This window comes from Micromonospora sp. I033 (assembly GCF_053890995.1).
Map to the genome: position 1 here is coordinate 1 of NZ_JBSSLX010000327.1, position 4,314 is coordinate 4,314.

4 protein-coding genes are annotated in these 4,314 nt (G+C 74.5%); 3 read left to right on the forward strand and 1 reads right to left on the reverse strand.

Features of this window, described 5'->3' with window-relative positions; genetic code table 11:
- The first annotated feature begins 185 nt into the window (after positions 1–185).
- Positions 186–818, forward strand: a complete 633-nt coding sequence (locus tag ACW0Q9_RS29410) for a LysE family transporter (protein WP_456186849.1) — start codon at positions 186–188, stop codon at positions 816–818.
- A gap of 25 nt (positions 819–843) precedes the next feature.
- Complete coding sequence (locus ACW0Q9_RS29415) at positions 844–1,494, forward strand: acVLRF1 family peptidyl-tRNA hydrolase (protein WP_456186851.1); 651 nt, start codon at positions 844–846, stop codon at positions 1,492–1,494.
- Positions 1,495–1,603: 109 nt separating this feature from the next.
- On the opposite strand, the gene ypfJ is transcribed toward ACW0Q9_RS29415, so the two are convergent.
- Positions 1,604–2,518, reverse strand: coding sequence for a KPN_02809 family neutral zinc metallopeptidase (ypfJ, locus tag ACW0Q9_RS29420; RefSeq protein WP_456186855.1), 915 nt, complete (start codon positions 2,516–2,518; stop codon positions 1,604–1,606).
- Between the two features lie 248 nt (positions 2,519–2,766).
- Between ypfJ and ACW0Q9_RS29425 the strand changes: the two genes are divergently transcribed.
- A partial coding sequence (locus ACW0Q9_RS29425; protein ID WP_456186853.1) for an ABC-F family ATP-binding cassette domain-containing protein occupies positions 2,767–4,314 on the forward strand: 1,548 nt, incomplete at its 3' end.

Consider the following 4,314-nt stretch of genomic DNA (forward strand, 5'->3'; position numbering starts at 1 on the left):
TGGGGGGGGGGGGGGGGGGGGGGGGGAGGAGGGGGGGGGGGGGGGGGGGGGGGGGGGGGGGGGAGGGGGATGCACGATGGGCGCGTGATCGAGGCGTACCCGAAGCAGGTTCCTGTCCGTGCGGCCACCGCCGCGCGCCGACAGCGCACCCTGCCGCCGGCCGCCTCGACGCGCCGCCCACCGTCGTGACCGGGGCGTTCCTCGCCGGTCTGGTGGCCGGCTACGGCGTCGCCGTGCCGGTCGGCGCGATCGCGATCCTCATTCTCGGGCTCAGCGCCCGCACCGGCTTCCGGGTCGGCGCGGCCGCGGCGCTCGCCGTGGCCACCGCCGACGGGCTCTACGCGGCGGTCGCCGCGCTCGGGGGCGCCGGCCTGGCCGGGGTCATCGCGCCGGTCGCCGGGCCGCTGCGGGTGGTCGCCGCGCTGGTCCTGCTCGGGCTCGCCGGTCACGGGCTGTGGCGGACCTGGTCCGCCCGGCGCACCCGCGAGGTCGCCGAGGCGCCGGTGGGGCGCGGGCTCAACACGCCGGGCCGGGCCTATGCCGCGCTGCTCGGCCTGACCCTGCTGAACCCGGCGACGGTGCTCTACTTCGCCGCGCTCGTGCTCGGCCGCCAGGACACCGCCGACCCGGACGCCGCCACGGCCGCGCTCTTCGTGGCCGGCGCGTTCCTGGCCTCGGCGAGCTGGCAACTGGTCGTCGCCGGCGGCGGCACCATGGTCGGCCGGGCCCTGGCCGGGCCGCGCGGCCGCCTGGTCACCGGGCTGGTGTCCAGCGCACTGATCGCCGCCCTGGCGATCGCCACCCTGCTGCCCGACTGAGCCGCGGGTGTCGTACGGTCGGGCGGTGACCAGCCGACCCGCAGCCGGGGGCGGCCGGTGGGTCGAGGTCGACCCGGGCCGCGTCGCCCGCTGGGTCGAGGGCTTCGCCGACCGGCACGGCCCGCCCACCACCACCGTCGAGGCGTACGGGCTGCTGCTCACCGCCCCGGACGGCGCCACCGCCGAGCTGCACGACCCGCCCGGCGCCCCGGCCGCCGCCGACGTGCCCGGGTTCGTGGCCGCCGCCGGTGCGCCCCGCCGGCTCGGCCTGCTGCTGGCCCGCAAGGGCGCCGTGGCGGTCGGCGTCGCCGCCGGTCCGGACCTGGTGGTCTCCAAGGTGGACACCCGGTACGTGCAGGGGCGCACCGCGGCCGGCGGCTGGTCCCAGCAGCGGTTCGCCCGGCGGCGGGACAACCAGGCGAAGGCGGCCCTGGGCGACGCCGCCGAGCTGGCCGTACGCCTGCTGTTGCCGGAGGCGACGACCCTCGCCGCCCTGGTCTGCGGCGGCGACCGGCGGGCCGTGGACACCGTGCTGGCCGACCGGCGGCTGGCCCCGCTCGCCGCCCTGCGCGCGGAGCGGCTGCTCGACGTGCCCGAGCCCCGACACGTGGTCCTGGTCGGCGCGGTGGCCGCCGCCCGCGCGGTCCGGATCCTGGTCCGCGACGCGCCCGACTGACATCGCTGATCGGCGCCGTGCAGGTCCGGCCGGGGTGGCTCCGGTGCCCCGGACACGACGGGACCCCGGCGCCGGGGCGGTCGCCGGGGTCCGGATGCGCGGTCGGGCGTTACAGGCTGCCGCCGAAGGTGTCGCAGGCCTTCGGGTCGCCGGTGGAGAAGCCCTTGGTGAACCACTGCCTGCGCTGCTCGGAGGTGCCGTGGGTGAACTCGTCCGGGTTCACCGGCCGGCCGGAGCGCTGCTGGATCGCGTCGTCGCCGATCTTCTCGGCGGTGTCGATCGCCTGCTGGATGTCCTGCTCGGTGATGCTCTCGAAGATCTTCTGGCCCTGCTCGTCGGCGGTGCCGGTGGCGTTCTTGGCCCAGGCGCCCGCGTAGCAGTCGGCCTGGAGTTCCAGCTTCACCGAGAGCGTGTTGGCGTTCTGCGGGTCGCGCTGCTGCTGTCGGCGCATCTGCGCCTCGGTGCCGAGCAGGTCCTGCACGTGGTGCCCGTACTCGTGGGCCAGCACGTACGGCTGGGCGAACTCGCCCTTGGCGCCGAGCTGGTCGGCGAGCAGGCGGTAGAAGGTGAGGTCGATGTAGACCAGGTCGTCCGCCGGGCAGTAGAACGGGCCGACCCCGGAGTCGGCCGCCCCGCAGCCGGTGCTGACGTTCTGGCTGAAGAACACGGTCTTCGACGGCCGGTACTGCTCGCCGAAGGCCTCGGGCAGGGCGGTCCGCCAGTATGCCTGGATCGAGTTGACGTAGAGGGTGTTGCGGCAGTCGAGCTGCTCCAGCGCGTCCTGCGCCGAGCACTTCTGCTCCAGCGAGGTGTTGTCGCCCTGCTCGGAGCCGCCGCCGTTGGTGGCCGCGTTGAGCCCGAAGCCGCCGCCCACCAGGGCGACCAGGACGGCGATGATGATGCCCACGATCCCGCCCCGGCCACCGCCGATCGGGATCGGGATGCCCATCCCGCCGCCTCCGCCGGACCCTCGCCGGTCGTCCACCTGGCTGGTGTCGATCCGCGCGTTCTCGTTCAGCTCCATGTTGACCCCGATCACCGATTAGTCCATGTGTGGTGGTTGCGGTACCGGACCGGGTCCGGACGGGGTTTTCGGTACCCGATGATCTTGCGCGGTAATCCGGCGGGGCGGCCGAGGAGCGCCCGGTACACTTGGCTCGTGCTGCGCTGCGAAGGCTGAACGGCCCCGCGCCGACGGGAACTGATGACCCGCCGGCGCTTTCGCGTGCCCTGATCAGCCCTTCGCCGAACCCCGAGAGCGAGTACCCCGAAATGATCACTGCCACCGGCCTGGAGCTGCGCGCCGGTTCCCGGATCCTGCTGTCCGACACCACGCTGCGGGTGCAGCCGGGTGACCGGATCGGCCTGGTCGGCCGCAACGGCGCCGGCAAGACCACCACCCTCAAGGTGCTGGCGGGGGAGGGGCAGCCGTACGCCGGGCAGCTCGACCGGCGCAGCGCGATCGGCTACCTGCCGCAGGACCCGCGGACCGGCGACCTGGACGTCACCGGCCGGGACCGGGTGCTCTCCGCCCGCGGGCTGGACGTGCTCATGGCGCAGATGAAGGAGCTGGAGGCCAAGCTCGCCGAGGGCGCCGACGACGAGAAGCTGGTCCGCCGCTACGGCGCGCTGGAGGACCAGTTCGCCTCCCTGGGCGGCTACGCGGCCGAGGCCGAGGCGGCCCGGATCTGCGCCAACCTCGGCCTGCCCGACCGGGCCCTGGCGCAGACCATCGGCACCCTCTCCGGCGGCCAGCGGCGCCGCATCGAGCTGGCCCGGATCCTCTTCCGCGACGCCGGCGAGAACGGCGGCGGCATCCTGCTGCTCGACGAGCCGACCAACCACCTCGACGCCGACTCGATCACCTGGCTGCGCGGCTTCCTCGCCAACCACAAGGGCGGCCTCATCGTGATCTCCCACGACGCGTCCCTGCTGGAGGCGGTGGTCAACAAGGTCTGGTTCCTGGACGCCACCCGGTCCGTCGTCGACGTCTACAACCTGGGCTGGAAGGCGTACCTGGAGGCGCGGGAGACCGACGAGCGGCGCCGCCGCCGGGAGCGGGCCAACGCCGAGAAGAAGGCCGGCGCGCTGAAGGCGCAGGCGGACAAGATGCGGGCCAAGGCCACCAAGACCGTCGCCGCGCAGAACATGGCCCGCCGGGCCGAGAAGCTGCTCTCCGGCCTGGAGGACGTCCGGGTCGCCGACAAGGTGGCGAAGGTGCGTTTCCCCACCCCGGCGCCGTGCGGCAAGACCCCGCTCACCGCCTCCGGTCTGTCCAAGTCGTACGGGTCCCTGGAGATCTTCACCGACGTCGACGTGGCGGTGGACCGCGGCTCCCGGGTGGCCATCCTGGGCCTCAACGGCGCCGGCAAGACCACCCTGCTGCGGATGCTCGGCGGCCTGCTGGAACCGGACACCGGCGAGGTGCGCCCGGGGCACGGCCTGCGGCTCGGCTACTACGCCCAGGAGCACGAGACGCTGGACGTGGAGCGGACCATCCTGGACCACATGCGCAGCGCCGCGCCGGAGCAGACCGACACCGACCTGCGCAAGATCCTCGGCGCGTTCCTCTTCTCCGGCGAGGACGTGGACAAGCCGGCCGGCGTGCTCTCCGGCGGCGAGAAGACCCGGCTGGCTCTGGCCACCCTGGTCTGCTCCGGCGCGAACGTGCTGCTGCTCGACGAGCCGACGAACAACCTCGACCCGGTGAGCCGCGAGCAGGTGCTGGACGCGATCGCCCGCTACCCCGGCGCCATCGTCCTGGTCACCCACGACCCGGGAGCGGTGCTGGCGCTGAAGCCCGACCGGGCCATCCTCCTC

Bases quoted from the DNA above. Each gene is read 5' to 3' on its own strand.
- ypfJ (WP_456186855.1), bottom strand. From the start codon at position 2,518: ATGGAGCTGAACGAGAACGCGCGGATCGACACCAGCCAGGTGGACGAC.